The sequence below is a fragment of the Spiribacter curvatus genome, assembly GCF_000485905.1.
GTDB lineage: Bacteria > Pseudomonadota > Gammaproteobacteria > Nitrococcales > Nitrococcaceae > Spiribacter > Spiribacter curvatus.
On sequence record NC_022664.1, the window covers coordinates 1560017 to 1585890 of the forward strand.

Below are 25874 nucleotides of genomic sequence, written 5' to 3' on the forward strand. Positions count from 1 at the left end.
CCCTTGTCCACCCCTCGTCTTCCGATTCTGCTACTGATCATCGGACTGGTGATCAGTGGTTGCTCATCGCTTGAGACCCGCGATGCCCAGCCACTTGAGACGGTGACTGCCCCCCGGATCGATGATGCCGAGGCGGCGCTTGCACTGGGGGATCCAAGCAGTGCCCTCACCCTGCTGCGGATGGCGGCCGACGATTTCTCTGAACCGACATCGACCGGGCTTCGCCTTGAGGCCGCCCGGCTGGCGCTCGCGCTCGACGACCGCTCCATGGCAAGGGCGATTCTCGACGCCAGCGATGGCGCCACATCTGTTGATCATCAGGCCGTGGCAACGCTGGTTCGCACCCGCCTCGATCCCACGCTGAGCGATGCGGCGGTCATCGAGCGATTGGAGAGCCTACCGGCGTCCCTGTCGCGGCGGATGGAGCCCTATCGACTGCAGTCACTGATCCGTGCCCGTGCGGCGCGCGGCGATCTGAACGGCGCCATCAGTGACTGGCAGTCGCTCCAGCGTCAGGCACTGATGCCCGAACAGCGCCGCATCACCGAAGCCCGCCTGTGGCAGGCATTGCGCAGTGCGCCGATGGCTGATCTCGATGCCGCTGTCGAGGCGGCCCCTGACGCAACGACTGAAGACTGGCTGCGACTCGTCATCGGCGTGCGCGAGCGGGCACTCGACGCCGCCGCCACCCGTTCATTCATCAACGACTGGGCGGGTGGGCCGTCAGAGCCGCCCATCAGCGGGGCGACGCTCAATCGCATCATGGCCATGCAGCGAGCGGATCTCTCACCGCCCCGCCGCGTTGCTGCCCTGCTGCCGCTGAGCGGTGATCTGGCGAGCGCCGGCCGGGCGGTCCGTGATGGCCTGCTCGCCGCCTATCACGCCGATGATACCGATCGCCCCAGCCTCATGTTTATTGATGTCGGATCCGCCGGGCGGGGCGTGACCGACGCGTACCGCACGGCGATCGCTCGCGGGGCGGGCAGAGTCATCGGCCCATTGCGCAAGTCGGCCGTGCGCGATCTCATTGCCTCCAGCGATCTCCCTGTCCCGATGATCGCGCTGAACCGCATCGACAGTGATCGTATGGGCCCCGATGTCCAGCAGTTCGGACTCGCGCCCGAAAACGATGCAGTCGCGACCGCGGCGCTGGTGCGCGAGCTCGGTCACGAACGCCTGCTCGTCATTGGTCGTGATGATGACTGGGGACAGCGTGTGGCGGAGGCGTTCGAAACCGCACTGACGGCGGCCGATGGCGATATTGCGGGACGCCAGACCTATCCGACGGATCAGGAGGACCTCAGCTACCCGATCAAGGCGCTGCTGCTGATCGATGCCAGTGAAGACCGGCGCGAGCGCCTCGAATCCATCACTGGCGCGCGTTATGGCTTCGAGGCGCGCCGTCGTCAGGACACCGACGGGATCTTTATTGCCGCCTTCGAGCGTGATGCCCGCCTCGTCGTGCCGCAACTGCGCTTCCATCGCGGGATTGACCTGCCGGTCTTCGGTATCAGTGACAGCTTCCCCGAGCAGCCCGAACCCGGCGCCAACCGTGACCTCAGCGGTCTGATCTTCGCACGCATGCCGTGGCTGCTGAATGAGTCGACCGCGACGGTCGCAGCGGACGCCCGGGCGCAGCTGGACGCCCTGCCTTCCAGCGCGCCGACAACACGCCTGGAAGGGCTGGGCGTGGACGCCTACCGGCTGCTCTCTGGCATTGACCCACTCAGTCGGGATCCTGCGCTGACAATGCCGGGAGTGACCGGGCGGATCTCGGTCAACACCGAGGGACAGATCGAGCGGGCCCTTCACCCCGTGCGGGTGGGGACCGGCGGCCTGGAGCGGCTCACGCCGGGCAATGACGGGGCCGGCGACGCCTTCGTGCCATGAATGAGACACCCCGGGCGAGAGGAGCCGCCGCCGAGGATCATGCACTGCATTATCTGCAGCGTGAGGGACTCCGGCTTAAAACGCGTAACTTCCGTATCCGCCGCGGCGAAATCGATCTGATCATGGAAGACAATGGTGAAATCGTATTCGTGGAGGTGCGTGCCCGCCAATCAAGTCGATTCGGTGATGGTATCGACAGCATTACCGTCGCCAAACGGCGCCGCCTGATCGCCGCTGCCAGGGCCTGGCTCCAGCGTCAGAGAGACGAGCCGATGACGCGTTTCGACGTCATCGCCGTCGAACCGAACACCCACCAGGTGGAATGGATTCGTGATGCATTCCACGCCGACGACTGAACCGAGACAACCAGAACAGGGGAAGGCGATGACCGCCAGCGAGCGTATTGCGCAACAATTCCATGCCAGCATTCAGACCAAGCAGACCGCCCTCGATCAGCTTCCGCCCTTCATCGAACAGGCGGGTCGGGCAATGGTCGACTGTCTCCAGCAGGAGGGGCGCATCCTGAGCTGCGGTAATGGCGGCTCCGCCGGCGATGCGCAGCATTTTTCCTCGGAACTGCTGAACCGCTTTGAGATGGAGCGTCCGGGGTTGCCAGCGATCGCGCTCACCACCGACAGCTCGACCCTGACATCGATCGCCAACGATTACGACTTCAACGAGGTCTTCGCTCGCCAGATCCGTGCCCTGGCGCTACCGGGTGACGTGGTGCTGGCCATCAGCACGAGTGGTGGCAGTGACAACATCATCCGCGCGATCGAGGCGGCCCACGACCGCGGCGCCCGCGTGGTCGCGCTCAGCGGCCGTGATGGGGGGCCGATGGCGCTCAAGCTGGGACCGGACGATGTCGAAATCCGGGTGCCCATCGAGGTGACCGCACGGATACAGGAGACCCATCTGCTGGTCATCCATTGCCTCTGCGATCTGATCGACCACCAGCTCTTCGGCGGCTGATACGACACCACCGCGTCCGTCGTTATTTGATGACCCGCAGCCCGGGCTGCCCCTTGCCACCGTCCGTCGGACCATCGGATGGTGTATCGTCACCACCGCCGGACGGCGGTGGGTCGTTATCATGATCCTCGGGTGTGAAGAGCATGCCCCGCCCGTTCTCGCGGGCGTAAATCGCCAGCACCTCGGCGACCGGCACGCTGACCTGTCGCGGCCGTCCCCCGAACCGGGCACTGAAACCCAGCCAGTCGTTGCCCAGATCCAGCCCGCGGACGGCAGCCGGGGCGACATTCAGGACCAGCTGGCCGGCGTCGGCATACTCAACGGGCGCATCCACTCCTTCGCCCTCGGCATTGACGAGAAGATGCGGCGTGAGACCGTTGTCAACGATCCATTCGTAGAGTCCTCGGATGAGATATGGCCGGCTTGGCGTCATGATGCGCTGCGCATCCCCTGTTCCGTGTGAGTGAGGCTGGCAATGAAGGCGTCGCGTCCGAACAGCCGCTGAGCGTAGGCGGTGACCGCCCCGGCCTCCGGCGGGAGCTCGACACCGTAGTATTCGAGCCGCCAGAGAATGGGCGCCAGCACACAGTCCATCATTGTAATATCGTCGCTGAGGAAATACCGCATCCCGGTATCAAAGACATCAGCACCGGCCGCGAGGCTCTGCGCCAGCTGCCGGCGGATCGCCGGTCGACCGCGACGGTCGAGGCGCTCGAGCTGGTGCAGAGGCATGTACCAGTCACGCTCTATCCGCGAGATCACAAGCTTGGACTTCGCCCGTGAGATGGGATCAATCGGCATGAGCGGCGGGTGCGGGAATCGTTCGTCGAGATATTCGCAGATCACCCGCGGATCGTAGAGCGCGAGATCCCTGTCGACCAGTGTCGGAGTCTCCGCATAGGGATTGAGCTGCGGCAGGTCCTCAGGCTGCTGCCCCTCCGGATCGACCTCGACAACCTCGACATCAATGCCCTTTTCCGCGAGCACCATGCGAACCCGGTGGCTGTCCACAGAGAGCGGATCGCTGTAGAGGCCGATGGACGGACGCTGGCTGAGCGGGGCCGTCGACGGGGTGCGCTGGCTCCTCAGTGGATATCCCTCCAGTATTCACGCTTGAGCAGATAGGCGAGCGTGGTGAAGATCACCAGAAACCCGATCACCCAGATGCCCATTTCCTGACGCTTCGCACGCACCGGTTCCGCCATGAAAGCCATGAAGTTGGTGATATCACGGGTGACGCGGTGGTACTCGGCCTCGCTGAGCGTCCCCGCCTGTGCCGCGGGAATGACGAGCTCCGAGATCTGCTGCTCTCCATTATGCGCTTCATAACGCGCCTCGGGCACACCCTGCATCCGCCATAGGACATGCGGCATAGAGGAGTTGGCAAGCACCGTGTTGTTCCAGCCGCCACTCGCGTCCGGATCCTCGTAGAAGCTGTTGAGATAGGTATAGACCCAGTCAGCGCCGCGCGCACGAGCGGTCAACGACAGATCGGGTGGCGCCGCGCCGAACCAGTCGGCGGCATCGGCACTGCGCATGGCCGCATTGATGGTATCGCCGGGCGTGTAGCTGCCATAGATGAGGTTGGACTCGACCATCTCCATGGAGACACCGAGCGCCTCCGGCAGTGCGTTCCAGCGAACGTACTTCGCTGAGTGACAACCCATGCAGTTATTCGCGAACAGCTTCGCACCGCGCTGCAGTGAGGACTGATCGGATACGTCAACGCGCGCATCCATCAGATCGCCACCGCCGCCCGCCGCCCAGGCGGAGGAGGAGGCGAACACCATCAGCATAATCGCCAGCAGTCGTCTCATCAGTCCGTCACCCGATCCGGTACCGGCTTGGTACGCTCAAACCCGAACGCCGTGTAGCAGAACAGGAAAATGAAGAAGCCGAAGTAGACGGCACTCCAGATCTGCGCCCACGTCGTCACGTTCAATCCAAAGTAGAGATCAGAGGGCGCCTGCAGCCCCAGATAGCTCAGGCAGAGGAAAGCGACGGCGAACAGCCCCAACGCCACCTTGTGCCCCAGACCGCGATAGCGCACCGAGCGGACCCGACCCCGATCGATCCATGGCAGCAGGAACAGCAGGAAGATCGCCGAGCCCATCGCCACGACACCGCCCAGCTTGTCGGGAATCGCCCGCAGGATCGAGTAGAACGCGGTGAAGTACCAGACAGGCGCGATATGGGCGGGTGTCTGCATTGGATCAGCGGGCTGGAAGTTCGGTGGCTCGAGGAACAGTCCACCCATCTCTGGCGCAAAGAACACGACAGCGGAGAAGAAGATCAGAAAGACCCCCAGCCCGAATGTATCCTTGACCGTGTAATAGGGATGGAAGGGAATGCCGTCCTTCGGCTTGCCGCTGTCATCCTTGTTCTTCTTGATATCAACGCCGTCGGGGTTGTTGGACCCGACCTCGTGCAGCGCAAGGATATGGAAGACGACGAGCCCCACGAGCGCCAGCGGCAGGGCCACCACATGCAGCGCGAAGAACCGGTTCAGCGTCACACCGGAGATGTTGAAGTCGCCGCGGATCCACAGTGCCAGCTGTTCCCCGATCCCCGGGATGGCCCCGAACAGTGAGATGATGACCTGCGCGCCCCAGTACGACATCTGGCCCCAGGGCAGCAGATAGCCCATGAACGCCTCAGCCATCAACGCCACGTAGATCACCATGCCGAACACCCAGATCAGCTCCCGCGGCTTCTGGTAGGAGCCATAAAGCAGCGCCCGGAACATGTGCAGGTAGACGACAATGAAAAATGCCGACGCGCCCGTGGAGTGCATGTAGCGGATCAGCCAGCCCCACTCCACATCACGCATGATGTATTCGACCGACGAAAACGCCCCCTCCGCCGAGGGGTTGTAGTTCATCGTCAGCCAGATCCCGGTCAGCAGCTGGTTGACCAGCACGAAGATCGCCAGCGCGCCAAAGTAGTACCAGATGTTGAAGTTCTTCGGCGCATAGTATTCGCCGACATGCTCATTCCACATGCGACTCAGCGGGAAGCGGGCATCCACCCACCCCAGCATGCCGCCCTGGATCTTGCTCGTATCACTCATCAGGCCGCCTCCGGATCCTCACCCACCACGATCGTGCCGTTATCAGCGATTCGATGGGGAGGTACTTGCAGGTTGGTCGGCGCCGGCACACCGGCGTACACGCGACCCGCGTTGTCGAACCGCGAGCCATGACAGGGACAGAAGAAACCACCCGGCCAGTCGGTATCTAGGGAACCGGGCTGGGGCATGTGTGACGGTATGCAGCCGAGATGGGTGCAGATCGGCACGACCACGAAGAACTCCGCGTCGAGCGAACGGTATTCGTTCTGGGCGTAGGCCGGCTGCTGTGAGGCCACCGCGGAGGCCGGATCGCTGAGCTTGTCGCTATTCGCAGCGAGCGCATCAATCGACGCTTCCGACCGCCGGATGACCCAGACCGGCTGGCCCCGCCAGGTCAGGTTGACCTTCTGGCCGGGCTGGAGCGTACTGGCGTCGACCTCCACCGGCGCGCCCGCCGCCCGGGTCCGTGCACTGGGATTCCAATAGGCGAGGAACGGAACGGCAACGTATGCCGCACCGACGCCGCCAACGACTCCCACCGCGCCGGTCAGAAAACGGCGCCGGCTGCTGTTCGCGTTGTCGTCTGACATCTGGATCCTCTGGGTAATCCTGTCGTTGGGTACAGACGGAAAGATCGTGGGAGCGGCCACTGAAGGCCCACCTGTCACACGATCGAATACTGTCCGCAATGGCGGTAGAATCCCGCATCCGGCGTCCACCGTCAAGGTTCCACCCCACCCCGGAGCAGCGTGACAAAAACGATCACGGCGTCATCAGACCGGTCGGTTGCGTGTATGATTGAGGTTTGTGCGCCGAGCGCTGGATCGAGTATCGAGGATGGCCTTCAAACGCTTTACCCGCTTCATTGTCAGTTACATCCTGGTGGGTGTATTGGTCGCCATCACCGTTGTCTGGCTGGCGCCCGAGCTGTTGGACAACCGCGGGGCAACGGCACCCGGCAACAGCGAATCAGTCGCGCAGCCCGCGGACCGGCAGACCACTGAGCAACCATTCAGTTATGCGGATGCCGTTGAGGCCGCCGCGCCGTCGGTGGTCAATATCTACACGGCGACCCGCAACCCGGATCCACGTAACGTGTTTCTCGATTCCCCGGCACTGGACGAGCTCCTGGGGGGCATGACGCCGACAGAGGACGCGCGGCTCGATACCTCGCTGGGCTCGGGACTACTCATCGATGACCGCGGCCACCTGCTCACCAACCACCACGTCATCCGGGGTGCGGCGCGCATTCAGGTGATGCTCGCGGATGGCCGCAGCGCGCCGGCGGAAGTCATTGGCACCGACCCAGAATCCGACCTCGCGGTACTCCGGGTCGATGCTGATGACCTGCCGCATGTGGCGCTTGCCGACACGCGGCAGAACCGGGTCGGTGACGTGGTCTTTGCGATCGGCAACCCGTTCGGTGTCGGTCAGACCGTGACGCAGGGCATCATCAGTGCCCTCGGCCGCAGCGAGCTTGGACTCACCACCTTCGAGAACTTTATCCAGACCGATGCCGCGATCAATCCGGGGAATTCCGGCGGAGCGCTCATCAACGCGCGCGGTGAGGTGATCGGCATCAATACCGCCATATTCAGCGAGACCGGGAGCGCCACCGGGATCGGTTTCGCGATCCCCGCCGACCTCGCCCAGGCTGTGCTGACGGATATCGTCGAGAAAGGACGGGTCATCCGTGGCTGGATCGGCGCCCGGATCCTGCCCAACCCCGGCCGGAGCGGACTGCGCATTGCCGCTGTCCTGCCCGGCGGACCCGCCGACCAGGCCGGCCTCCAGACCGATGACATCATTGAGACGGCCGACGGCGAGTCGGTGCGCACCGTCCGTGAGCTGCTCAACTGGATTACCGAGCAATCGCCCGGTAGCGAGGTCGTACTCAGTGGCCGGCGCGACGGCGAATCGCGGCGTTGGCAGGTCGCCATCACAGAACGACCGACGGATCTGACCGGTGGCGCGCCGGAACGGCCACCGCAGCGTTAACCGTCAGTCGTCGAAGCGGAACTCGGCGGAGCGCGCATGGGCGGTGAGCCCCTCACAACGGGCGAGCCGGGCCGCGATCGGTCCCAGCACGCCAGCGCCCTCGGCAGTGCACTGGACGATGCTTGTGGTCTTGCAGAAGTCGTAGACGCCCAGCGGCGAGGCGAACCGCGCCGTCCGTGAGGTGGGCAGCACGTGACTGGGGCCTGCGCAGTAGTCACCGAACGCCTCGGGCGTATAGCGACCGAGGAAAATAGCGCCTGCATGATGGATGGCGGCGGCCAGCCGCTCCGGCTCCACCACCGATAGTTCCAGGTGCTCCGGTGCGATCCGATTGGCGACATCAGCCGCCTCGGCCAGATCCCGGACGCAGATCAGCGCGCCCCGCCGCGCGAGCGACGCGCGGATGATCTCGGAGCGCTCCATTTCCGGAAGCAACCGCTCCATGGCCGCCTGCACGTCATCGAGATAGCGCGCCTCCGGGCAGATCAGCAGGGCCCGGGCATCCTCGTCGTGCTCCGCCTGGGAGAAAAGGTCCATCGCGATCCATTCCGGGTCGGTCTGGCCATCACAGACAATGAGGATTTCCGACGGACCGGCCACCATATCGATGCCCACATGGCCAAACACCCGGCGTTTGGCCTCAGCGACATAGGCGTTACCCGGACCGACGATCTTATCCACGGCGGGAACCGTCTCGGTGCCGTAGGCGAGCGCCGCAACCGCCTGCGCGCCCCCCAGCAGGAACAGCCGGTCAACACCGGCGACCGCCGCGGCGGCAAGCACCATCGGCGCGATGTGACCGTCCGGCGCAGGCGCCACCATCACGATCTCGTCGACGCCGGCTACATGCGCCGGAATGGCATTCATGAGCACGGACGACGGGTAGGCGGCCTTCCCCCCGGGGACATAAATACCCACCCGTTCGAGCGGACGGATCTGCTGGCCCAGTCGACTGCCGTCCGGCTCGGTTTTCTCCCAATCGCTCTGACGCTGGTGGAGGTGATAGTGACGGATCCGCGACGCGGCCGTTTCCAGCGCGTCGCGATCCGCCGCATCGAGCCCCTCGAGCGCGGCCTGACAGCCGGCGGCGTCGACCTCGAGCTCGCTGACAGCGTCCACCGCCAGCCCGTCCAGCTTTTCGCTGTAATGGCGCAGTGCTTCATCACCCTGCCCACGAACGGCGGCGAGGATGTCGGCCACTGCCGACTCGACCCCGTGGGTGGCGCCATCGTCCCAGTCGGTCAGTGACTGGAGCTGCTGGTCGAAATCGGGCTGTGTCGTACTGAGGCGTTGTATATCCAACATGCCATTCACCTGTGGGCGCGGTCGTTCGCGATCTCGGCAATCCGGCTGATCAGCGGCTTGAGTTCGCGGTGTCTGAGTTTCATTGACGCCTTATTGACCACCAGACGCGAGCTGATATCCGCGATATGCTCAAGCGGCTCAAGGCCATTGGCGCGCAGGGTATGACCGGTGTCGACCAGGTCGACGATCAAGTCGGACAGCCCCACCAGCGGTGCCAGCTCCATCGATCCGTAGAGCTTGATGAGATCGACCTGACGCCCTTTCTCGGCGAAGTGCCGCCGGGTGATGTTGACGAACTTGGTCGCCACCCGCAGCCGCTGCCCGTCCAGCGCAGCGTCCGGGCGCCCGGCAACCATGAGACGGCAGCGGGCGATACCGAGATCCACCGGCTCGTAGAGCCCATGACCGCCCTGCTCCATCAACACATCCTTGCCCGCCACCCCCAGATCCGCTCCGCCGTAGGCGACATAGGTGGGGACATCCGTGGCGCGGACAATGATCAGGCGCACCGAGGGGTCGGTGGTTGGCAACACCAGGTTGCGGCTCTCCTCCGGATCCTCCAGCGGTTCGATGCCGAGGGGACTGAGCAGTGGCAGGGTCTGCTCGAGAATGCGCCCCTTCGAGAGCGCCACAGTAAGCTTTTCAGTCATGGGTCGGAACGCTGTCTCCCGGCATGCGGCGGATGTCGGCGCCCAGCTGCGCCAGCTTCTCTTCGATGCACTCATAACCGCGGTCAATGTGATAGATCCGGTCCACCAGGGTATCGCCCTCACTCACCAGTCCGGCGAGCACCAGACTGGCCGAGGCACGCAGATCGGTCGCCATGACCGGCGCACCGGTGAGGCGCTCGACACCATTACTGACCGCGGTGTGCCCCTCCAGACGGATATCCGCGCCCATGCGCTGGATCTCCTGGACGTGCATGAAGCGGTTCTCGAACACCGTCTCGGTCACCATACCCACGCCGTCGGCGACCGCATTGAGCGCGCAGATCTGCGCCTGCATATCCGTCGGGTAGGCAGGATAGGGCGCGGTCCGCACCGTGACGGCCTTGGGCCGGCGTCCGGCCATATCCAGATCGATCCAGTCATCGCCAACCGTAATCCCGGCGCCGCTTTCACGGAGCTTGGCGATCACCGCGTCCAGCAGATAGGGCGCGGTATGGCGCAGTTTGACGCGGCCCCCGGTCATGGCCGCCGCCACCAGGAAGGTGCCGGTCTCGATGCGGTCGGGCAGCACGTCGTAGTGTGCCCCCTGCAACCGCTCGACGCCGTCGATGACCAGGGTGTCACTACCCGCACCGCTGACCTGCGCACCCATTGCATTGAGGCAGTTGGCGAGATCGACCACCTCTGGCTCACGTGCCGCATTTTCGATGACCGTGCGGCCCTCCGCGAGGGTCGCCGCCATCATCAGGTTTTCGGTGCCGGTGACGGTGACCAGGTCCATGACCAGGCGGGCGCCCTTCAACCGCCGGCAGCGCGCGCGGATATAGCCATTCTCTACGCTGATATCCGCACCCATGGCCTGCAGCCCGTCGACATGCAGATTGACAGGACGCGTACCAATCGCGCAGCCCCCCGGGAGCGACACCTCCGCTTCACCATAGCGTGCGAGCAGGGGCCCGAGCACCAGGATCGAGGCGCGCATCGTCTTCACCAGCTCATAGGGCGCGTGGCAGTTATCAATGTAGGTCGGATCGATCTCGACATGCATGCGCTCGTCCACGGTCAGGCGGACGCCCATCCGTCCGAGCAGCTCCATCGTGGTGGTGATGTCGTGCAGATCGGGGATATTGCCGATGGTCGACGGGCCATCCGCCAGCAGCGTCGCCGCCATGATCGGCAGCGCCGCATTCTTGGCACCGGATATACGGATATCTCCGTCGAGGGGGTGCCCCCCGCGGATCAGCAGTCGCTCCACCGGATCAGTCCTGCTCGGCGGCGGCCTGCGCCGGTGTCAGTGTCCGCATCGAGATCGCGTGCAGCACATCACCGTCGATATGCGTCTGCAGCAGGTCGTAGACCATGCGGTGGCGGCGCAACAGCGGGATGCCTTCGAAATCGGGCGTCACAATCCGGGCCTGGAAATGGCGACCATCGCCCACGACCTCAACATCCGCCTCGTTCAATCCCGTCTGCAAAAGCGCCCGAATGGCGTCCGGTTCCATCATTGCCCTGCGTTCTCCGCGTCTGTCGCCTCAAGATCCAATAGTGTAGCAACCGAACTGATGCGCGCGAGTGCCCTGAGCGATTCGGGGACGGCCGTGAGTTCGAGCGTTCCCTGGTGATCGTCAAGACGACGCTGCCATTCGAGAAGGAGCGCCAGCCCCGCGCTGTCGATGCCACGGACGCCGGCCAGACTGACGCGGTGGACATCACCACTGACCGGGAGCCGCTCGAGTAGCGCGCCCACCTCTGCCGCGGTCAGGTCACCCTCCACCCGCAGACCGTCCGGCGCCGTCCCAACCAGCTGCACCGCTGTCACTCGTCGCTCCCGCTGGACTGCTCGTAGAGGAATTGGCCGACGATATCCTCGAGCACCAGCGCCGACTGTGTCAGCGTGATGTCATCACCGTCACTCAGTGAATCCGGCATGCCGCCCGGCTGCAGCGAGACGTATTGCTCACCGAGCAGACCGGAGGTGCGTATCCGCGCCGCCGTGTCACTGGGCAGATTGTCGAACGACGACTGAATGGTCAGCTCCACGCGTGCCTCAAAACGATCCGGGTCGAGCGCGATGTCACTGACCCGCCCTACCTGCACGCCGCTGAGGCTGCCGGGGCCGCTCGCGCAGGCCCCCGACGTTCTGGAAATAGGCATCGACCGTGTAGCCCTCCGTGCGCTGGAACGCGGTGATGTTACTCACCTGCATCGCCAGCACGAACAGGGCCGCGAGGCCGGCGGCCACGAAGACACCAACGGCAATCTCCATGTTGCGGGAATTATCCACCTGACAAACCTCCGTCAGTCGAACATCAGGGCCGTGAGCACGAAATCCAGAGCCAGCACGACGAGTGATGTCACCACCACCGTCCGCGTGGTTGCCCGGCTCACGCCATGGGAAGTGGGCAGACAGTCATACCCGTTGAACACCGCGATCCAGCCAGCCGCCACGCCGAACAGACCGCTCTTGATCAAGCCGTTGACGATATCGTCGGAAAAGCTCACCTGAGACTGCATCTGTGACCAGAACGAACCGCCATCGACACCGAGCAGGTTCACGCTGACCAGCCAGGCACCGATGATGCCCAGCACGTTAAAAATGACCGTCAGCAATGGCAGTGACAGTATCGCCGCCGCCAGCCGTGGTGCGATCACCCGATGCTCGGGGTCCACGGCCATCATCTCCATGCCCGCCAGCTGTTCGGTGGCCTTCATCAGCCCGATCTCGGCGGTCAGCGCGGACCCCGCGCGGCCGGCGAACAGCAGTGCCGTGACCACTGGACCCAGCTCACGGGTCAGCGATAGCGCGACCAGCACACCCAGCGACTGCTCGGCACCGAAGTCGACCAGGGTGTAATAACCCTGCAATGCCAGCACCATGCCCACGAAAAGCCCGGAGACGATGATGATGACCAGGGTCAGGACGCCCACCGAGTAGACCTCGTGGGCGAGCAGGCGGGGCCTGCGGACCAGCGTACCGGCCCCGCCCATCACCCGCAGCAGAAACATCACCGCGCGACCCAGTGTCGCAACGGTCTCCAGGCTGGTGGCCCCCAGGCGCTGAAACCCGCCGATCATCCATCCCCCTGCCGCAGATCCTCGGCGATCGGAGCGGCCGGATAGTGAAACGGCACAGGACCATCCGGCAGCGCGTTGAGGAACTGATCCACCCAGGCGCTCTGGCTGTTGCGGAGCTCGTCCGGCGTGCCCGACTCGATCACCCGACCGTCCGAGATCACATAGGCCCGATCGGCGATCTGCAGGGTCTCACCCACATCGTGGGAGACGACCACGCTGGTCAGCCCCAGGGCATCGTTGAGCTGCCGGATCAATTGCATGAGCGCGCCCATGGAGATGGGGTCCTGGCCGGCGAAGGGCTCATCGTAGAGGATGATCTCCGGATCCAGCGCGAGTGCGCGGGCCAGCGACACCCGTCGCGACATCCCACCGGACAGCTCGCTCGGGTAGAAATCACGAACCCCGCGCAGCCCCACTGCCTCGAGCTTCATGAGCACAACGGTCCGGATCAGCGTCTCCGGCAGCTGGGTATGCTCGCGGAGCGGAAACGCGACGTTGTCAAAGCAGTTCATGTCGGTGAACAGAGCACCGCTCTGAAACAGCACCCCCATCCGCCGGCGCATTCGATAGAGGTCGCCACGCGAGAGTCCGGCCACCGACTCACCATCGACGGCCACACGTCCTGCCGCCGCCCGTAATTGACCGCCGATCAGGCGCAGCAACGTTGTCTTGCCGGTCCCGCTCGGCCCCATGATGGCCACTACTTCGCCCCGACGGACCTGTAGATCAATGCCGTCGAACAGTCGATGCTGGCCGCGGCTGAAAACGACGCCGCTCAGGTCGATCAACGCCTCGGACTGGCTTGCTGGCATGCGGTTGGCTTCGCTGATGACGATTTTCGATGGGGGCCTGAGTATCCGCCAAGGCATGACACCGGTCAAATGCGATACCGTACGCCGAGTACCGTGTCACAGACTGGAGCCCATGCTGCTCGCATCCCTCATCATCACAATCACGCTCGGGTTCGTCGCCCTGGCATGGAGCGCCGACCGCTTTGTCGATGGCAGTTCTGCCCTTGCCCGTCACCTCGGTGTATCGAGTCTGCTCATCGGCCTGACCGTGGTGGGCATCGGGACCTCCCTGCCGGAAATGCTGGTCTCCACCATCGCCGCGCTCGAGGGCACGCCGGGTATTGCACTGGGCAACGCACTGGGATCGAATATCGCCAACGTCGGGCTGATCCTGGGGACCACCGCACTGGTCAGCCCGCTGATCATCGGTAGCGGGATCCTGCGCCGCGAGTTCCCGCTGCTGATGTTCGTTGTCGTGGCGACCGGTGCCCTCCTCGTCGACGGCACACTGTCGCGCCTGGACGGCCTGCTGCTCCTCGCCGGCATGGTCGGCGTCCTCGCCTGGATGGCCTGGCAGTCGCGCCACGCCCGGAGCGACGATGCCCTGATCAGCCGCGAACTCGCATCGGCGGTGCCGGCGGCCATGCCGCCCCGCCAGGCGATGCTATGGACCGCTACAGGGCTTGTCATCCTGATCGCCAGCTCACGGATTCTCGTCTGGGCGGCGGTGGCACTGGCAAGCCGACTGGGTATCAGCGACCTAGTGATTGGTTTGACGATCGTCGCCGTCGGCACCAGCCTGCCTGAGCTTGCGGCCGGTATCGCCAGCGTGCGGCGCGGCGAGGGCGAGCTCGCGGTGGGCAATATCATGGGCTCGAATCTCTTCAACCTGCTGGCGGTACTGGGGATTGCCGGCGCCATCGCGCCTTTCAGCTTTGATATGAGCGGGCTGGCGAGGGATTACGGCATCATGACCGGCTTCATGCTGGCGATCGCGGTCATGGGCTTTCTGGTCGGCCAGCGCGGTCGGTTGAATCGATGGGAAGGCGGGGTGCTGGTCATTGCCTACCTCGCGTATCAGGGGCTGCTGTTCTACAGCCAGGGTTAAGGGCCAAGACAATGACTGCGGATACAGACTTCTGTCGCCTCGGCCGTGCCGTCGTTGAGACCGAAATGGCGGCGCTCGACGCGCTCCAGTCCCGTATTGACGGGACCTTTGCCGATGCCTGCCGGTCTCTGCTGGCCTGCAGCGGACGCGTGGTCGTGCTGGGGATGGGCAAATCAGGGCATATCGGCGGCAAGCTGGCGGCGACGCTGGCAAGCACCGGTACCCCGGCGTTTTTCGTCCATCCGGGCGAGGCCAGCCACGGCGATCTGGGGATGATCACGTCCGGGGACTGCATCATCGCCCTGTCGAACTCCGGGGAGACGGAGGAGATCAATCGACTGCTGCCGGCCATCAAGCGCCGCGGACTCGATCTGATCGCCATTACCGGCAATGCCCGATCGACGCTTGCCGGCGCCGCGACCATCCACCTCGACGCCGGTGTTGATGCCGAGGCCTGCCCCCTCGGTCTCGCGCCCACCGCCAGCACGACGGCCGCGCTGGCGATGGGCGATGCGCTGGCGATCGCGCTGCTCGATGCGCGCGGATTCACCGCCGAGGACTTCGCGCACTCCCACCCGGGTGGCCGTCTCGGCCGACGCCTGCTGCTACGTATCGAGGACCTGATGCATACCGGCGAGGCGATCCCTGTCGTGCTGCCGGAGACGACAATGGCCGATGCGTTGCTGGAGATGACCCGTAAGGGGCTGGGGATGACCGCAGTGGTCGATTCGCAACGGCAGGTGTTGGGCATTTTCACCGACGGTGATCTGCGCCGCGCGCTCGATGAGGGTGTGGATGTCCATGCCACGGCGATCGACACCGTCATGACCGCCAATCCACGCTGTGTCGAGGTCTCGCAGCTCGCCGCCGAGGCCCTTGCCGTCATGGAACGGCACAGCATCAATGGGCTGCTCGTGAATGATGCAGCGGGCTGTCTGTCCGGGGCGCTGAATATGCACGACCTGCTGCGCGCGGGCGTTGTCTGACGTGCGCCGGGCAGCCATCGGCCTGCTGGCGATGATCCTGGTGGCACTGATCGGCTGGCGGATGATCGGGACCGACAGCGGTGATCGCACTGCCAGCGTGGGTACTGAATCGGCACTGGCGGCCTACGCCCGCGATGTCACGCTGACCACAACCGATGTCGAGGGTCATGTCGCCTGGCGGGTGCGCTCCCCGAATGCCCGCCAGAACCGCGGCGACGAGGCCTGGCGACTGGCCGCACCGGAGTGGCGCGTGGCAACCGATGAGGGCGCACCCTGGCGCGGGCACTCCGATCACGCCTGGATCGGACCCGAGCAGACACAGGCGCGCCTGACCGGCCATGTCGTCATCGAGCGCGAGCGCCCCGCCGGTATGACCCGGCTGACAACCACGCTGCTGGAACTCGAGATACCCGAGCGGTATGCCGAGACCGACCGCGCTGTGACGCTGACGCAACCGGGCACCCGGATCGATGCCATCGGCGCCCGCGCCTGGCTCGATGAGCGGCGTATCGAGCTACTGAACAATGTAAGGGGACGACATGATGCGGCTTCATCCTGAATACCGCCTGACCGGCGCCATTCTGTGCCTCCTGATCGGATTGCCAGTGGCACACGGCCAGGACGGCACCAATGACGCCAGCGCGCCACCGGTTGAACTCATCGCCGACAGCGCGGAGGTGGATGATGCACGGGGCATCAGCGTCTACCGCGGCGAGGTGGTGCTGACCCGGGGAAGGCTGCGCATCGAGGGCGATGTCATGCATGTCTACGCCGACGATGACGGCCGGCTGGAGCGTGTCACCGTCGACGGTGCCCCGGCCACTTACCGGGAGACACTGGCCGATGCGGCTACCCGGCATGCCGAGGCACCCCGCATGGAGTATTTTGCCATCGGCCCCGAGCGGCTGATCCTGCGCCAGGGCGGACGGCTGTGGCAGGGCGACAATACAGTTACCGGGCGGGTCATCACTCACTACCCCCAGGCCGGCCGAACGGTGGCAGAGAGCGGTGATGACGATGCCGAGCGCGTCAATGTCACTGTGACGCCGGCAACGGATTGAATCGGATGACACGGAATCGACTCGAGGCAAACGGTCTGTATAAGGCCTATCGCGGCCATGCGGTCGTCGATGGGGTGTCTCTCGGGCTGGAGAGCGGCGAGATCGTGGGGCTGCTCGGCCCCAACGGCGCCGGCAAGACCACAAGCTTTTACATGATCGTCGGCCTGATCCGCGCCGATGGCGGCGATATATGGCTCGACGGCGAGACCATCACTGGACTGCCCATGCACACCCGGGCGCGACGGGGAATCGGCTATCTGCCCCAGGAGGCATCCGTGTTCCGGCGCCTGTCGGTGGTCGATAACCTGCTCGCCGTGCTGGAGACCCGCGATGATCTCTCACGGACCCGCCGCTTCGAGCAGGCCGATGCCCTGATGGAGGAGTTCAGCATTGGGCATCTGCGCGAGCAGTCCGGCATCAGCCTCTCGGGTGGAGAGCGCCGGCGCGTGGAGATTGCCCGGGCACTCGCCGCCGATCCACGATTCATTCTCCTCGACGAACCATTCGCGGGTGTCGATCCCATTTCCGTCGGTGACATCAAGGGCATCGTCCGCCACCTCGCCGATCGTGGCATCGGCGTTCTGATCACCGATCATAATGTCCGCGAGACATTGGCGCTCGTCGATCGGGCCAGCATCCTCAATGCCGGCCGGGTGATCGCCGATGGGACACCCGCGACGATTCTCGACAATGCCGAGGTGCGTGCCGTCTACCTCGGCGAGGACTTCCAGCTCTGAGACTGGCGAGGGGTTCACGCCCGGCGTTAGTCTGGTGCCATCAAAGAGGGCGCGGGAAACAATGAAGCAATCGCTTGAACTTCGGGCCAGTCAGCAGCTGACCATGACACCACAGCTACAGCAGGCGATCCGGCTGCTGCAGCTGCCGGCCGCCGAGCTGAGCCTGGAGATCCGCGAAGCGCTCGAGTCGAACGTCATGCTCGAGCCGGATGATGACACCGACACAGCGGCCGCCGACGAGCAGTCCGAAGCGCCCGGCGAGCCAGCGGTCGACCCATCGGAAGCGGTACTGGGGTCGAGCGCCACCGATGCGACCCAGTTCGGCGAAGGCATCACGGTCGCCGACCACTGGGATGAGCCCGGCAGCGGTGATGACTCCCTCGACCGTCATGCAGCCCCGTCCGGCTCGCTACAGGATCATCTCCAGTGGCAGGTCGATCTCTCCAGCCTCGGTGAGCGGGACCGGCGCATCGCCGCCGCATTGATCGATGCTCTCGACGAACGGGGTCATCTGACCGAGCCCCTGGCTGATCTGCTCGAGACGCTCGGAGGTGACGGGGATATCGACGAGGATGACGTCAATGCGGTGCTGACGATCCTCCAGCACATGGATCCCATCGGCGTCGCGGCGAGCGATGCCCGTCAGGCGCTGCGCATCCAGATCGATGCCATGCCGAGCGGAACGCCCGGCCGGGCGGTGGCACGGCGGGCCATCGACGCCGACTGGAAGCTCTTCGGTAGCGCTCAGCAGTCGGTCCTGCGGGATCGACTCGGTGTCGATCAGGCGACGCTGGATGAGGCCCTGCGGCTTATCCGCCAGCTCGATCCGCACCCCGGCTCACGATTCGGCGAGACCCGGACCGAGTACGTCGTCCCCGACTGCCGGGTCCGGCGCGTCAATGGCCGCTGGCAGGTGGAGATCAATCCGGAGGCGTCCCCCCGGATCCGCGTCAATGATTACTATGCCAGCCTGATCCGGCGTGGCGATGGCAGTCGCGATAACAGCCTTCTGCGCGAGCACCTGCAGGAGGCGCGCTGGCTGATCAAAAGCCTGCAGTCCCGGGGTGAGACCCTGCAGCGGGTGGCTGAGTGCATCGTCGAGCGCCAGCAGGGCTTTCTGGAGTATGGTGAAGAGTCCATGCAGCCGCTGGTGCTGCGCGATGTCGCCGAGGCGATCGATATGCACGAGTCCACGGTCTCACGGATCACCTCCCGCAAGTACATTCTCACCCCCCAGGGCACGCTCGAATTCAAGCAGTTTTTCTCGAGCCATGTCCCGACCGCCGATGGGGGTGAGTGCTCGGCGACCGCCATCCGCGCCAGAATCCGGCGCCAGATCGCGGCTGAAAAGCCCGCTCGTCCGCTCAGCGACTCACGACTCACCGAGATGCTCCGCGACGAGGGGATTCACGTCGCACGCCGCACCGTCGCCAAATACCGGGAAGTCATGGGCATTGCCTCATCCACCGAACGCAAACGTCTGGGCTGAGAAGACAATAAAAGGGGAAACCATGAAAATCGACGTCACCGGCCATCATGTCGACATCACCGACGCCCTCCGCGACTACGTCGAGGAGAAGTTCGAGCGCCTCGAGCGCCACTTCGATCATGTCGTCGATGTCCACACGATCCTGACCGTGGAAAAGAAGACCCGGAAAGCCGAGGCGACCATGGTGGTCAGCGGTGCCCGGCTGTTTGCCGAGTCCACGGCCGATGAAATGTATGCCGCCATCGACCTGCTGGTCGACAAGCTGGACCGGCAGGTCGTCAAGCACAAGGAAAAGCGCAGCGACCATCACCGCGAGCAGGGACGCGTCGGCGACAACCTGGAACCCTGACTGCCATGCAGCTGACTCGATTGCTCTCGGCGGAGCGCACGCGCTGCGGCGTCACCGTCACCAGTAAAAAACGTGCGCTGGAGCGCCTGAGCGAGCAGCTCATGGCCGATATCCCGGCAGGCAGCGATGCGACACGCAATATCTTCGAGGGGCTCACGGTTCGTGAGCGCCTCGGCAGCACCGGCCTTGGCCATGGTGTCGCCCTGCCCCATACCCGCAGTCCTGATATCGAATCGCCGCGCGCGGCGCTGATCAGGCTGTCGACACCCATCAGTTTTGACGCCGCCGACCGCCAGCCCGTGGATCTTCTCCTCGCCCTGCTGGTGCCGGAGCACAGCAATGACGAGCATCTGCGCATCCTCGCGCGCCTGGCCGAACTGTTCAGGGACGAACGACTCTGCGACCAGTTACGGAACTGCAACAGCGATGCCGAGCTCTATGCCATCATCACGGGCAAGGATGACGGGAACACCGCTGGATGACGCAGATCCCCGGCACGTTAGTGAGTGTCAACGGTCGCGGGATTCTGCTGCGGGGCGCAGCCGGCATGGGCAAAAGCGATACCGTGCTGATGCTGCTCCGCGATGGGCATCAGCTGATCGCCGATGATGCAGTGGATGTGACGATCGCGGCGGGACAGCTGACCGGCCGATCGCCTGCCGGCACGCCGGGTCTGCTGTGCCTGCGCGGACCGGGACTGTTTGATGTCACCCGCCGCTTCGGTCCGGAGGCGACCGCCACCAGTGCGTCCATTGACTGGGCGGTCGAGCTGACCCGGGAGCGGCGTCCGGCGACCTCACAGACCGACTGGCAGTCGGTCGTGATCGCCGGCATTCGGATCCCGCAGATCGCCCTTTCGCCGGATCGGCCGGTGGCGGAACTTATACAGGTGCTGGAGGTGGGGACATGCGACTGATCATCGTCAGCGGACTGTCCGGCTCGGGCAAGAGTGTCGCGCTGGCAACGCTCGAGGACTCGGGCTTTTACTGTATCGACAATCTCCCCGTCGATCTGCTGGACGCCTTCGGTCGGCATATCGCCGAGAGCGGCGATGACACGGACTACGCCGTGGGCATCGATGCGCGCAACCGGCCGCTGTCGCTGGGTCGCTTCCCGGGCATTCTCGACGCCCTCGCCGATCAGGGGATCAGCACCGAAATCGTGTTCCTCGATGCGGATGACGACACCCTGCTCAAGCGCTTTTCCGAGACCCGGCGACGCCATCCGCTCAGCGGACCCGACATGCCACTCAACGAGGCGATCCGTGGCGAGCGGCAGCGGCTGATGCCGCTCAATGAGCGCGCTGATCTGACGGTGGACACCTCACGCACCACGCTCCATGAGTTACGCCGCATCATCCGTACCCGACTGGCGGAGTCGGGCAATCACCTGTCGGTGCAGCTCGAGTCGTTCGGCTACAAGCACGGCTCGCCCACCGACGCCGACTTCGTCTTTGACAGCCGCTGCCTCCCCAACCCGCACTGGCAGCCCGATCTCCGTGCCCTGACGGGACGCGATGCCGCCGTTTCGGATTTCCTCACCGACAGCCCACTGGTATCCCGTTACCTCAAGCAGATCCGTTCTTTCATGGATGACTGGCTACCGGTGTTCGAGGCGGAAAACCGCAGCTATCTGACCGTCGGCATCGGTTGCACCGGTGGCCAGCACCGCTCGGTCTATCTGATCGAGGCGCTGGCCACCCATCTGCGCGATCAGGCGATCAGCGTAACGGTCCGGCACCGAGAGCTGCCATGACCGTTGGCCTGCTGCTCATCACCCACCCCGGGGTTGGCGACGCGCTGCGTGAGACCGCAGCGGGCATCCTCCAGCCGCTGCCGCTGGCGGTCGCCAGCATCAGCCCCGGCGAGGGTGAGACGCCCGAGGCGACGCGCGGCCGGATCGAGTCACTCGCCGATGACATCGATGCCGGCGACGGCATCGTGCTCCTCACCGATGCGTTCGGCGCCACGCCCGCCAATATCGCTGTCGCGGTCGGTCGCGGCCGTGGCTATCCGGTGATCACCGGCGTCAATCTGCCCATGCTGCTGCGGGTACTCAACTATCCGGAACAGTCCGTCGCCGCCCTCGCGGAAACAGCCCTGTCAGCGGCCCGCGATGGTATCCTTCAGGCCACACCGCCAGCGATCGGCCATCACGAGGCGAACCATGGGGTCGGATGAGTCGCGCTACCGGTGCCCATTGCGGATCGTCAACCGACTCGGCCTCCACGCACGGGCGGCCGCCCGATTCGCCACGGCGGCGGGGGAATACGAGGCCGAAGTCACGGTGCATTTCGGGGGGCACTCAGCCAACGGCAAGAGCATCATGGGGCTGATGATGCTGGCCGCCGGCCAGGGCAGCGATCTCGAGCTGGTTATCGAGGGAGCCGATGCCGAGCAGGCGCTGGAGAGCATTCAGGCGCTGGTCGCCGATGGCTTCGGTGAAGCCGACTGACCGGAGACAGGACCACCCCATGATCGAAGAGCGTGAGCAGAAACAGGGCCGGATTGCCGAGACGGTCACCGACCACCTGCAGGATGGCACGCTGCCGGAAGCCAAGCGCATGCTCAATGCGCTCCACCCCTCGGAAATCGCCAATCTACTGGAGTCATTCCCCCCCGCCCAGCGCAAGGTCCTCTGGGAGCTGGTGGATGAGGAAATCGATGGCGAGGTCCTCCTCCAGGTCAATGACGAGGTGCGTGGCGGCCTGATCCGGGAGATGGATGAGCGTGAACTCCTCGCCGCCACCTCCGGCATGGATATGGACGATCTTGCCGATTTCATGCAGGACCTGCCCCGGACCCTGACCGGAGAGATCCTGCACTCGCTGGACAACCAGAACCGTCAGCGCCTTGAGGCCGTCCTCGCCTACCCTGAGGACAGTGCCGGCGGGCTGATGAATACCGACACGGTGACGGTCCGGCCCGACGTGAGCCTGGACGTGGTGTTCCGCTACCTGCGCATGCGTGGCGAGATGCCCGAGCTCACCGATCATCTGTTTGTGGTGAGTCGGTTTGACCACTTCCTCGGGGTCCTCCGGGTGAGCGATCTGCTGACCCGTGATCCGGCCGGCCGCGTCGAGGACCTGCTGATCACCGAGGCCGTGGTGATTCCTGCCGAGATGTCGGATCGTGACGTCGCGCGCATGTTTGAGGATCGGGATCTGATATCCGCGCCGGTGCTCGACAGCCGGGGCCGGCTGATCGGACGGATCACCATCGATGACGTCGTGGACGTGATCCGGGACGAGGCCGAGCAGTCCATCCTCAGCATGGCGGGTCTGGGCGAGGAGGAAGACCTGTTCGCGCCGGTCTGGTCGAGCACACGGCGGCGCGCCGGGTGGCTGGGTCTGAACCTGGTGACCGCGCTGCTCGCCGCCTATGTCATCGGCCTTTTCGAGGCGACCATCCAGGAGGTGGTGGCGTTGGCGGTGCTGATGCCGGTGGTGGCCAGCATGGGCGGTATTGCCGGCACACAGACGCTGGCACTGGTGATCCGGGCCCTGGCGCTCGGCCAGATCGCTACCCGTAACACCCGAGCGCTACTCCTCAAGGAACTGGGGATCGGTCTGCTCAACGGGCTGCTATGGGCCGCGGTACTCGCGGGCGTGGCCCTGGTCTGGTTCGGCCGACCCACCATCGGTGTCATCATCGCCGCTGCGATGACCATCAACCTGGGGACCGCGGCCGCGTCCGGCGTACTGGTACCACTGATACTCAAGCGCTTCGGGATTGATCCGGCACTGGCCGGTGGCGTCATCCTGACCACGGTCACCGACATTGTCGGGTTCACCGCGTTCCTCGGTCTGGCGACGCTGTTTCTGTTGTAGAGACTGGTGGCTACGGGTGGATTCGAACCACCGACCCCATCATTATGAGTGATGTGCTCTAACCAGCTGAGCTACGTAGCCTGATCGAGGAGGCGAAAGTATCCAGTGCGCGGCGGTATGTGTCAAACCCCGCCGTCACACATTGAACCGGAAATGGCAGACGTCGCCCTCGCGCATGATGTATTCCTTGCCCTCGAGCCGCATCCGCCCCGCTTCCTTGGCAGCCTGTTCGCTACCGGCCTGTAGATACTCATCCACCGCGATGACTTCGGCGCGGATAAAGCCACGCTGGATATCGCTATGGATGCGGCTTGCCGCCTCCGGAGCCGTTGCGCCCGCCGGCACCGTCCAGGCCCGCACTTCCTTGGGACCCGCCGTAAAGAACGTCTGCAGGGCAAGGAGCGAGTACCCCGCCCGGATCACCCGGTTGAGTCCCGGCTCTTCCAGATCATACGCGGCCAGCATCTCGCTGCGCTCCTCGGCGTCAAGCTGTGAGAGCTCCGCCTCAATCGCAGCGCACACTGGCACGACCCGGGCGTTCTCCCGCGCCGCAAGCTGCTCGAGGTCCGTCAGGGCCTGATTACCGCTGAGCCCCTCTTCGTTGACGTTGGCGACATAGAGAATCGGCTTCGCGGTCAGCAGGTGCAGTTCCCGCAGCACCTCCCGGCCACTGTCATCCAGTTCCTGCGCCCGGATCGGCTGCCCGGCATCAAGCCCGGCCGCCATGACCTGAAGGGCGTCGCGGATGGCGATCGCCGCCTTGTCACCGGACTTCGCCCGTCGACCATACCGATCGAGCGCCTTGTCCACGGTCTCCATATCCGCCAGCAACAGCTCGGTGTTAATGGTTTCGATGTCGGCAACCGGGTCCACGCGTCCCTCGACATGGTGGACGTCCTCGCTCTCGAAGCAGCGCACGACATGCGCGATCGCGTCGGTCTCGCGGATGTTGGCGAGAAACTGATTGCCCAGTCCTTCGCCCCGTGACGCACCGGCGACGAGCCCGGCGATGTCGACGAACTCCATGGTCGTGGGGACGACGCTCTTCGGCTGCACGAGCGCAGCCAGCTGGTCCAGCCGCGGATCGGGCACTGGAACGATACCGACGTTCGGATCGATCGTGCAGAACGGGTAATTCTCTGCCGGGATGCCGTTCTGTGTCAGGGCATTGAATAACGTTGACTTGCCCACATTGGGCAGGCCTACGATGCCGCATTTAAAACCCATGAACGCCTCTAGCCTCGCGTATGTAACTGTTGTTGCGCCGAGTCCCAATGGCCGACAGCCAGATCGGGCACCTGGGTCGCCGCGGCGTCGATCGCGGCGTCGATGGCCGAGCGCTCGTCCCGCCCTGGCGCGTGGAGGACGTAGGGAATCACCTGGTCGCTGTTGCCCGGATGCCCCACGCCGATCCTGAGCCGGGCGAACTCACGGCTGCCGAGGGCGCTGATGATATCGCGCAGCCCATTGTGCCCACCGTGACCGCCGCCGCGCTTGAGCCGCACGACGCCGGGCGGTAGATCGATCTCGTCATGGGCCACCAGCACCGCCTCGGGCGCAATGCGGTGGAACCGCGTCAGGGCCGCCACCGCGCGGCCGCTGTGATTCATGTACGTATCCGGGCAGAGCAGATGCAGATCCGCACCGGACTCACGGTAGCGCCCGAGGGCACCCTGGAACTTGCGCTCACTGCGCAGGTTGACCCCGAGCCGGTCGGCCGCCCGCTCTACAAGCCAGAACCCGGCGTTATGCCGGGTCCCCGCGTATTTCGAGCCAGGGTTACCGAGCCCCACGATCAGGCGCATCGGCGTGGCACTCATCCCGCCTGGCTCTGAAGACCCACCCGGGCCTCAGGACTCGGTATCGTCCGACTCGCCACCATCGGTACCTTCATCAGCGCCCTCGTCCTCGTCACCTTCCTCGACCGCCTTGCGCGGCGTATGAATGCTGACGAGGATCGGGTCGTGGTCGTTCTCAACATCCAGACCCGGGAAGCTGACACCGGCTGGCGCTTCGACCTGGGAGAGATGGATCGAATCGCCGACGTTGAGCTTGATGATGTCCAGCTCGATCGCGGTGGGCAGATCGTCCGGCAGGCATTCGACGTCGATCTCGATGAGATCATGGTGGACAACGCCGTTGCCCTGCTTCACGCCGACCGCTTCATCCTGATGGAGCAGATGGATCGGCACCTGCTGGCGCATCTTCTCACCGGCCTTGACCCGCAGCAGGTCGAGGTGTGTGACCAGCGGCTTGAAGGGATGACGCTGGAGGTCCTTGAGAATGGCCTTCTCGGTCCGCTTGCCCTTGACCTTCACATCAAGGATCTGGGAGAAGAAGGCTTCCTCACGCAGCAGACGCAGGATCTGCTCCTCGTCAAAGGACAGCGAGACGGGTTTCTTGTCCGCACCGTAGAGGATGCCCGGCACCCGCTTTGCACGACGCAGGCGGCGGCTCGCACCCTTGCCCTGGTCGTCGCGTACGGCGGCATCCAGTTTCAGTTCAACACTCATTCATTTTCTCCATCGTGGCCCCCGCGACCAGGG

At 64.7% G+C, this 25874-nt stretch carries 32 protein-coding genes, 1 tRNA gene and 1 pseudogene; 17 read left to right on the forward strand and 17 right to left on the reverse strand.

Annotation, left to right across the window (positions count from 1 at the left end; all coding sequences use genetic code 11):
- Positions 1–3: 3 nt before the first annotated feature.
- Genes SPICUR_RS07605 through SPICUR_RS07615 form a run of 3 tightly spaced genes read left to right on the forward strand, consistent with a single transcriptional unit; the run spans position 4 to position 2862 of the window.
- Positions 4–1890, forward strand: coding sequence for a penicillin-binding protein activator (locus tag SPICUR_RS07605; protein WP_023367722.1), 1887 nt, complete (start codon positions 4–6; stop codon positions 1888–1890).
- The gene (locus SPICUR_RS07610; protein WP_023367724.1) at positions 1887–2246 is read left to right on the forward strand and encodes a YraN family protein; all 360 of its coding nucleotides are present in this window, start codon (positions 1887–1889) and stop codon (positions 2244–2246) included. Before SPICUR_RS07605 ends, SPICUR_RS07610 begins: the two co-directional genes overlap by 4 nt.
- A gap of 28 nt (positions 2247–2274) precedes the next feature.
- Complete coding sequence (locus SPICUR_RS07615) at positions 2275–2862, forward strand: phosphoheptose isomerase (RefSeq protein ID WP_023367726.1); 588 nt, start codon at positions 2275–2277, stop codon at positions 2860–2862.
- A 22-nt stretch (positions 2863–2884) separates the two neighbouring features.
- Here SPICUR_RS07615 and SPICUR_RS07620 read toward each other — a convergent pair whose 3' ends face one another.
- Genes SPICUR_RS07620 through petA form a run of 5 tightly spaced genes read right to left on the reverse strand, consistent with a single transcriptional unit; the run spans position 2885 to position 6522 of the window.
- Positions 2885–3295 carry a ClpXP protease specificity-enhancing factor gene (locus SPICUR_RS07620; protein WP_023367728.1) on the reverse strand — a complete coding sequence of 137 codons (411 nt, stop codon included), beginning with the start codon at positions 3293–3295 and terminating at the stop codon, positions 2885–2887.
- Positions 3292–3969, reverse strand: coding sequence for a glutathione S-transferase N-terminal domain-containing protein (locus tag SPICUR_RS07625; protein WP_335324159.1), 678 nt, complete (start codon positions 3967–3969; stop codon positions 3292–3294). The genes SPICUR_RS07620 and SPICUR_RS07625 overlap by 4 nt, the downstream gene beginning before the upstream one ends.
- Complete coding sequence (locus SPICUR_RS07630) at positions 3948–4679, reverse strand: cytochrome c1 (protein WP_023367732.1); 732 nt, start codon at positions 4677–4679, stop codon at positions 3948–3950. Before SPICUR_RS07630 ends, SPICUR_RS07625 begins: the two co-directional genes overlap by 22 nt.
- The gene (locus tag SPICUR_RS07635; protein ID WP_023367734.1) at positions 4679–5932 is read right to left on the reverse strand and encodes a cytochrome b; all 1254 of its coding nucleotides are present in this window, start codon (positions 5930–5932) and stop codon (positions 4679–4681) included. The genes SPICUR_RS07630 and SPICUR_RS07635 overlap by 1 nt, the downstream gene beginning before the upstream one ends.
- On the reverse strand, positions 5932–6522 hold the full coding sequence (gene petA / locus SPICUR_RS07640) for a ubiquinol-cytochrome c reductase iron-sulfur subunit (protein WP_023367736.1): 591 nt from the start codon (positions 6520–6522) through the stop codon (positions 5932–5934). The genes SPICUR_RS07635 and petA overlap by 1 nt, the downstream gene beginning before the upstream one ends.
- Positions 6523–6769: 247 nt before the next feature.
- Between petA and SPICUR_RS07645 the strand changes: the two genes are divergently transcribed.
- Positions 6770–7930 carry a S1C family serine protease gene (locus SPICUR_RS07645; RefSeq protein ID WP_023367738.1) on the forward strand — a complete coding sequence of 387 codons (1161 nt, stop codon included), beginning with the start codon at positions 6770–6772 and terminating at the stop codon, positions 7928–7930.
- Positions 7931–7933: 3 nt separating this feature from the next.
- Here the strand turns inward: SPICUR_RS07645 and hisD are convergent, their stop codons facing one another.
- The 8 genes and pseudogenes from hisD to SPICUR_RS07685 form a co-directional block, all read right to left on the reverse strand.
- Positions 7934–9235, reverse strand: a complete 1302-nt coding sequence (gene hisD / locus SPICUR_RS07650; RefSeq protein ID WP_023367740.1) for a histidinol dehydrogenase — start codon at positions 9233–9235, stop codon at positions 7934–7936.
- 5 nt (positions 9236–9240) lie between these two features.
- A complete protein-coding gene (gene hisG / locus SPICUR_RS07655; RefSeq protein ID WP_023367742.1) occupies positions 9241–9885 on the reverse strand; it encodes an ATP phosphoribosyltransferase in 645 nt (214 codons plus the stop codon).
- Positions 9878–11158, reverse strand: a complete 1281-nt coding sequence (gene murA, locus SPICUR_RS07660; protein WP_023367744.1) for a UDP-N-acetylglucosamine 1-carboxyvinyltransferase — start codon at positions 11156–11158, stop codon at positions 9878–9880. The genes hisG and murA overlap by 8 nt, the downstream gene beginning before the upstream one ends.
- Before the next feature lie 4 nt (positions 11159–11162).
- A complete protein-coding gene (locus SPICUR_RS07665; protein ID WP_023367745.1) occupies positions 11163–11408 on the reverse strand; it encodes a BolA family protein in 246 nt (81 codons plus the stop codon).
- Positions 11405–11722: an STAS domain-containing protein gene (locus SPICUR_RS09590; RefSeq protein WP_023367747.1), complete on the reverse strand. Its 318-nt coding sequence runs from the start codon at positions 11720–11722 to the stop codon at positions 11405–11407. The genes SPICUR_RS07665 and SPICUR_RS09590 overlap by 4 nt, the downstream gene beginning before the upstream one ends.
- Positions 11719–12169 (reverse strand): annotated as a pseudogene (gene mlaD, locus SPICUR_RS07675) (outer membrane lipid asymmetry maintenance protein MlaD). The gene SPICUR_RS09590 and the pseudogene mlaD overlap by 4 nt, the downstream one beginning before the upstream one ends.
- 32 nt (positions 12170–12201) lie before the next feature.
- Positions 12202–12978: a lipid asymmetry maintenance ABC transporter permease subunit MlaE gene (gene mlaE / locus SPICUR_RS07680; protein WP_023367751.1), complete on the reverse strand. Its 777-nt coding sequence runs from the start codon at positions 12976–12978 to the stop codon at positions 12202–12204.
- Positions 12975–13790, reverse strand: a complete 816-nt coding sequence (locus SPICUR_RS07685; RefSeq protein ID WP_023367753.1) for an ABC transporter ATP-binding protein — start codon at positions 13788–13790, stop codon at positions 12975–12977. Before SPICUR_RS07685 ends, mlaE begins: the two co-directional genes overlap by 4 nt.
- 112 nt (positions 13791–13902) lie before the next feature.
- Here SPICUR_RS07685 and SPICUR_RS07690 point away from each other — a divergent pair, with 112 nt between their 5' ends.
- The 13 genes from SPICUR_RS07690 (at position 13903) to mgtE (ending at position 23328) form a co-directional block, all read left to right on the forward strand.
- Positions 13903–14877, forward strand: coding sequence for a calcium/sodium antiporter (locus tag SPICUR_RS07690; protein ID WP_041382478.1), 975 nt, complete (start codon positions 13903–13905; stop codon positions 14875–14877).
- Between the two features lie 11 nt (positions 14878–14888).
- Positions 14889–15863 carry a KpsF/GutQ family sugar-phosphate isomerase gene (locus tag SPICUR_RS07695; protein WP_023367757.1) on the forward strand — a complete coding sequence of 325 codons (975 nt, stop codon included), beginning with the start codon at positions 14889–14891 and terminating at the stop codon, positions 15861–15863.
- A gap of 1 nt (position 15864) precedes the next feature.
- Complete coding sequence (lptC, locus tag SPICUR_RS07700) at positions 15865–16422, forward strand: LPS export ABC transporter periplasmic protein LptC (protein WP_041381811.1); 558 nt, start codon at positions 15865–15867, stop codon at positions 16420–16422.
- Complete coding sequence (gene lptA, locus SPICUR_RS09595; protein ID WP_077176358.1) at positions 16403–16924, forward strand: lipopolysaccharide transport periplasmic protein LptA; 522 nt, start codon at positions 16403–16405, stop codon at positions 16922–16924. Before lptC ends, lptA begins: the two co-directional genes overlap by 20 nt.
- Positions 16925–16929: 5 nt before the next feature.
- The gene (gene lptB / locus SPICUR_RS07710; protein ID WP_023367762.1) at positions 16930–17661 is read left to right on the forward strand and encodes an LPS export ABC transporter ATP-binding protein; all 732 of its coding nucleotides are present in this window, start codon (positions 16930–16932) and stop codon (positions 17659–17661) included.
- Positions 17662–17722: 61 nt separating this feature from the next.
- Positions 17723–19150, forward strand: coding sequence for an RNA polymerase factor sigma-54 (locus SPICUR_RS07715; RefSeq protein WP_023367764.1), 1428 nt, complete (start codon positions 17723–17725; stop codon positions 19148–19150).
- Between the two features lie 22 nt (positions 19151–19172).
- Complete coding sequence (gene hpf / locus SPICUR_RS07720) at positions 19173–19499, forward strand: ribosome hibernation-promoting factor, HPF/YfiA family (protein WP_023367766.1); 327 nt, start codon at positions 19173–19175, stop codon at positions 19497–19499.
- Between the two features lie 5 nt (positions 19500–19504).
- Positions 19505–19981 carry a PTS sugar transporter subunit IIA gene (locus SPICUR_RS07725; protein WP_023367768.1) on the forward strand — a complete coding sequence of 159 codons (477 nt, stop codon included), beginning with the start codon at positions 19505–19507 and terminating at the stop codon, positions 19979–19981.
- A complete protein-coding gene (locus tag SPICUR_RS07730; RefSeq protein WP_023367769.1) occupies positions 19978–20415 on the forward strand; it encodes an HPr kinase/phosphorylase in 438 nt (145 codons plus the stop codon). The genes SPICUR_RS07725 and SPICUR_RS07730 overlap by 4 nt, the downstream gene beginning before the upstream one ends.
- The gene (rapZ, locus tag SPICUR_RS07735; protein WP_023367771.1) at positions 20406–21254 is read left to right on the forward strand and encodes an RNase adapter RapZ; all 849 of its coding nucleotides are present in this window, start codon (positions 20406–20408) and stop codon (positions 21252–21254) included. The genes SPICUR_RS07730 and rapZ overlap by 10 nt, the downstream gene beginning before the upstream one ends.
- Positions 21251–21679 carry a PTS sugar transporter subunit IIA gene (locus tag SPICUR_RS07740; RefSeq protein ID WP_023367772.1) on the forward strand — a complete coding sequence of 143 codons (429 nt, stop codon included), beginning with the start codon at positions 21251–21253 and terminating at the stop codon, positions 21677–21679. Before rapZ ends, SPICUR_RS07740 begins: the two co-directional genes overlap by 4 nt.
- Positions 21666–21953: an HPr family phosphocarrier protein gene (locus SPICUR_RS07745; protein WP_023367773.1), complete on the forward strand. Its 288-nt coding sequence runs from the start codon at positions 21666–21668 to the stop codon at positions 21951–21953. Before SPICUR_RS07740 ends, SPICUR_RS07745 begins: the two co-directional genes overlap by 14 nt.
- 19 nt (positions 21954–21972) lie before the next feature.
- Complete coding sequence (gene mgtE / locus SPICUR_RS07750; RefSeq protein ID WP_023367775.1) at positions 21973–23328, forward strand: magnesium transporter; 1356 nt, start codon at positions 21973–21975, stop codon at positions 23326–23328.
- Between the two features lie 4 nt (positions 23329–23332).
- Here the strand turns inward: mgtE and SPICUR_RS07755 are convergent.
- The 4 genes from SPICUR_RS07755 to SPICUR_RS07770 all read right to left on the reverse strand — a co-directional run bounded on the left by SPICUR_RS07755 (position 23333) and on the right by SPICUR_RS07770 (position 25841).
- Positions 23333–23409 (reverse strand) — tRNA-Met (locus tag SPICUR_RS07755).
- A gap of 54 nt (positions 23410–23463) precedes the next feature.
- The gene (ychF, locus tag SPICUR_RS07760; protein ID WP_041381813.1) at positions 23464–24555 is read right to left on the reverse strand and encodes a redox-regulated ATPase YchF; all 1092 of its coding nucleotides are present in this window, start codon (positions 24553–24555) and stop codon (positions 23464–23466) included.
- An 8-nt stretch (positions 24556–24563) separates the two neighbouring features.
- On the reverse strand, positions 24564–25148 hold the full coding sequence (pth, locus tag SPICUR_RS07765; RefSeq protein ID WP_041381815.1) for an aminoacyl-tRNA hydrolase: 585 nt from the start codon (positions 25146–25148) through the stop codon (positions 24564–24566).
- A 30-nt stretch (positions 25149–25178) separates the two neighbouring features.
- The gene (locus SPICUR_RS07770) at positions 25179–25841 is read right to left on the reverse strand and encodes a 50S ribosomal protein L25/general stress protein Ctc (RefSeq protein WP_023367781.1); all 663 of its coding nucleotides are present in this window, start codon (positions 25839–25841) and stop codon (positions 25179–25181) included.
- Positions 25842–25874: the final 33 nt, after the last annotated feature.